The sequence below is a fragment of the Streptomyces katrae genome (assembly GCF_000966975.1).
In the GTDB taxonomy this organism is placed as follows: Bacteria; Actinomycetota; Actinomycetes; order Streptomycetales; family Streptomycetaceae; genus Streptomyces; species Streptomyces katrae.
Map to the genome: position 1 here is coordinate 1 of NZ_JZWV01001386.1, position 3,670 is coordinate 3,670.

The 3,670-nt window shown below is 70.0% G+C and carries 4 protein-coding genes; 2 read left to right on the forward strand and 2 right to left on the reverse strand.

What is annotated here, in order from left to right; translation table 11 throughout:
* The coding region (locus VR44_RS37555; protein WP_045952155.1) for a restriction endonuclease at positions 1-188 on the forward strand (188 nt) is incomplete at its 5' end.
* A 107-nt stretch (positions 189-295) separates the two neighbouring features.
* On the opposite strand, the gene VR44_RS37560 is transcribed toward VR44_RS37555, so the two are convergent.
* On the reverse strand, positions 296-655 hold the full coding sequence (locus VR44_RS37560; RefSeq protein WP_052714011.1) for a class I SAM-dependent methyltransferase: 360 nt from the start codon (positions 653-655) through the stop codon (positions 296-298).
* A gap of 45 nt (positions 656-700) precedes the next feature.
* Complete coding sequence (locus VR44_RS37565) at positions 701-2,590, reverse strand: ATP-binding cassette domain-containing protein (RefSeq protein WP_045952156.1); 1,890 nt, start codon at positions 2,588-2,590, stop codon at positions 701-703.
* A gap of 514 nt (positions 2,591-3,104) precedes the next feature.
* Between VR44_RS37565 and VR44_RS37570 the strand changes: the two genes are divergently transcribed.
* Positions 3,105-3,488 carry an HIT domain-containing protein gene (locus tag VR44_RS37570; protein ID WP_045952157.1) on the forward strand — a complete coding sequence of 128 codons (384 nt, stop codon included), beginning with the start codon at positions 3,105-3,107 and terminating at the stop codon, positions 3,486-3,488.
* The last annotated feature ends 182 nt before the right edge of the window (positions 3,489-3,670 follow it).

Here is a 3,670-nt window from a genome sequence, read left to right on the forward strand (position 1 = left end):
CCGACGTCGCCGTCCTCGTGACGACCAGTTCCTTCACCGCGCCCGCCGCCGCATACGCCGACACCTGCGGGATCGTCCGCATCGACGGCGAGGCGCTGGCCGCCTGGACCGAAGAGGAAACCCTTCCGCCCTGGGAGCCGGGCGCGAGCGCCCCGGCCCCCGCCCAGCGCGGCAGCACCGGCACCTGAGGGTGGGTGCAACCGTCCTGGGGCGGTTCGCGTGTCTCCTCACTTTCGCGCCTCCGCCCCAAGGATGGCCTTCACCCCCGTCCTGAAGGGCGGAGCACTGGCCAAGATCAGAGGAAGACCAGTTCGTACGGGCCGGCATCGCGCAGGCGGGCCACGGCGTCGGCGCACACGAGGCGCAGGCCGGGGGTGTTCGGGTAGCGGGTCACGGCCCGCTGGTGCTGGGCCGGGGAGGCGTCCACGGCGGTGACCTCGGCGCCCAGGGCGGCCAGCTTCGCGGCATGCCGGCCCAGTCCGCTGCCGAGGTCGAGGACGCGAAGCCCCGCCACCTCGCCGAGCGCGCCGATGCCGGGACCGGCCTGTGGGACTCCCCAGTCCCACGCGTCCAGCTTGGGCAGCTCCAGGCCTCTGGCCAGCTGGTGGGTGCCGTAGGTGTTCCAGACGGTGAGGGTGTCCTTCTCGGTGGTCACGCAGGTCCTCCATCGGGGATGAGGGCGGGGGAGAGGTCCGGACGGCTATCGGTCCTGGGAGAGCGCGAGGAGTTCGGCGAAGGTTCCGCCGCCGTGGACGAGGTCGTCGTAGCGGCCCTGTTCGGTGATGCGCCCGTGTTCCAGTACGACGATGTGGTCGGCGACCTTCGTGTTCTCCAGGCGGTGGGTGACCACGATGGTGATGCGGTCGGCGGCGATGGCCTTGATCTCCTCGAAGATCTGGTGCTCGCCGCGCGGGTCCATCTGGGACGTCGGCTCGTCCAGGATCAGCAGGTCAGGCTGCCGGTACAGGGCCCGGGCACACGCCTCGCGCTGCCACTGCCCGCCGGAGAAGTCCACCCCGCCCCAGACGTCGCGGGCCTGGAGGGTGTCCAGACCGCTCGGGAGCTCCTCGACGGCCTCGCGCAGACCGACCGCGTCGATGGCCTCCCACACGGGTCCGTCGTCGTGGGTGCGTGGCTGCCCGAGCGTGACGTTCTCACGGACCCGCAGCGGCCACCGTGCGAAGTCCTGCGGCACCAGCCCGGTGCGGTGCCAGACGGTGTCCGGATCGGTGTCGGCCAGGTCGGATCCGTTCCAGGTGACCGTTCCCTTGTCGGCGAGGTAGATGCCGGTGATCAGCCGGGTCAGGGTCGACTTCCCCGAGCCGTTCGCGCCGACGATCGCGAGGATCTGCCCGCGCTCCAGGGTGAGGGAGACGCCGTCCACGGCGGGCCTGTCCTTGCCGGGGTAGCGGTAGACGACCTCGTCGAGCCGGATCTGCTCGACCGGGCCGCTGATCCTTCCCGGTCCCCGCCGGGGCGCACGGGCGGCAGCTTCGTCGAGGAAGGACCGCATATCGCTCAGGTACAGGCTGGTGTGGAAGACGGCGGCGCCGTTGACGACGACCTGGGAGAGCGCGGCGAGCGCCGTCTGCACGGCGATGACGGCCGTGGCGGCTATCGCGGGCTCGATCCGTCCCGTCACCGCGAGCCAGGCGAGGGCACCCCACGTCGCCAGGAGGAAGACACCACCGGCCAGCGAGGAGAGCAGCGAGATCCGCAGGGTCCGCGGCGCCGCGGCCAGGTTCCGCCGGTCGCAGCGGTCGGACAGGGCCCGGTACCAGTAGACGAGGTAGTCGGTCATGGAGTTGGCGCGGACCTCGTCGCTGTACTTGGACGTCGTGGCCCACCAGCGCATCATCCCCCGTACGTTCCTGTCGGAGACGTTGGCGTAGTGGATCTCGTAGTCGACCCGGGCCGTCAGCACGGCGCCGACCCCTGCCGGCAGCACGGCGAGCAGCAGCAGGGGCAGCATCACCACGTTCAGCAGCGACAGCACACCCCCGGCGGTGACCAGGCGGATCAGCGAGGACATGAACCGCTGGGCGTCGGTCACCATCACATGCGTGCGGACCACCCCCATCTCGGCCGCCTCCTGCCGGTCGGAGAAACCGTCCCCGGCGTACGCCGCGGCCTCCACCCGGCACACCGCCTCCACCAACGCGCTGTCCGTCTGCGAGGTCAGCAGCGGAGTCAGCCTGCGCTCCGCGTACGTGGCCACGGCACCCGAAACCCGGTTCAACGCGGCGGCGACCGCGACGACCAGCAGCGCGGGCAGCGCTCCGTGCAGCCGGTCGGCAGCATTCCCGGCACCGAGTACGGGCCCCATCGCGCGGGCGGTCGCGGCCAGCAGGACCGCGGCCGAGGCCCCCGTGACGACCTGGCACCCGACCAGGAGCTGCACGGCCCGCCGGTCGGTCCGCCAGGACAGCCGGCCGATCCGTGCCAGGACCGCCGGGAGCGTCGCGCACATGGCCCGGAAGGACACCTCGGCGAGCGGATTGACGGAGTACTGCCCGCTGTAGGTGATCTCCGCGGGCGGCGGCGGAGGCGGCGCGCCGGTCGGTGTGCTGTGTGCCTCGGACGTGGTCATTCGGCCCCCTGGATCACCGGTCGGACGCTGTCGTGGGCTCAACGACAGCCCCCGGCTTTTCGAACACACGTCTTTCGGCCGGGACGGAAACCCCGGGATTCAGCGCACGGGCGCCCGTGGAAGCTACACCGACCCGCGCCCCACAACGGCACTGCCACAAACGGGCGTTGGCCGAATCGCCGAGGCTTCCAAGCGCCGCAAGGAGAGCGGCGCGTTGGCGCGCCGTTGTCCGTCCCGGGCTTGTAGATTGCGGCGTCCCTCGTGCGCCACCGCACCCTGGTGGAGCCAACAGCGGATGCCATTTTTGGCGGCCCTCTTCGAAACGGCCTCTGCGGAACCTGCCTTTGGGCCGGCAGGGAGGGCGGTGGCCCGTGGCGATGACTGAAGCCGAGATCGCGGACGGCCTCACCGCCTGCCGCGAGCACTATGGGGAGGAGGCCTCGCTGTGAGGCGGGCTCGGCGTGAGGCCGTGCAGTGAGGGGCAGTTCTGGTCCGATGTAGAAGGTGATGTGCAATGTCGACCAACGCGACGGTAAGCGATTTCTACTGTCACCAGGCTCTGACGGGTCAGGTGGAGACCCGGCCAGTGATGGAGACCGAGCGGGTGCTTGCCTTCCACCACACAAATCCTTCCTATCCAGTACACATCGTGGTGATCCCCAAGGAGCATGTCCCCTCCCTCACCGATCTCGGCAGTGCCGGCCCGGACCTGCTCGCCGAGGTTGTCGGCGTCGTCCGGGACGTCGCGGCCCTGGTCGAGGCGGAGCGCGGGGCGTGCTCGGTGGTCACGAACCTGGGGCTGTACCAAGAGTCGAAGCACATGCACTGGCACGTGCTGTGGCGGGGTGAGAGCGAGACCGAGATCCGCAGTACCTACGGTCACCATGACGCCGACTGAGACCGGGTGCATGTGTTGCGGCAGTCACGCCCCTCTTGTGTCGCAGCCATGCGGAAGGGGGGTGGCTTTGGAGTCGACACTCCGGCCGCCAAGGAGATGTCTGAATTGTCGTTATCGGTGAAAGTGCTTCAGAATGCCAGTCCCTCCACCTAAAGTGGCAGGTCAGTCAGCCTGCTCCCCGC

Bases quoted from the DNA above. Each gene is read 5' to 3' on its own strand.
- VR44_RS37565 (WP_045952156.1), bottom strand. From the start codon at position 2,590: ATGACCACGTCCGAGGCACACAGCACACCGACCGGCGCGCCGCCTCCG.
- VR44_RS37570 (WP_045952157.1), top strand. From the start codon at position 3,105: ATGTCGACCAACGCGACGGTAAGCGATTTCTACTGTCACCAGGCTCTG.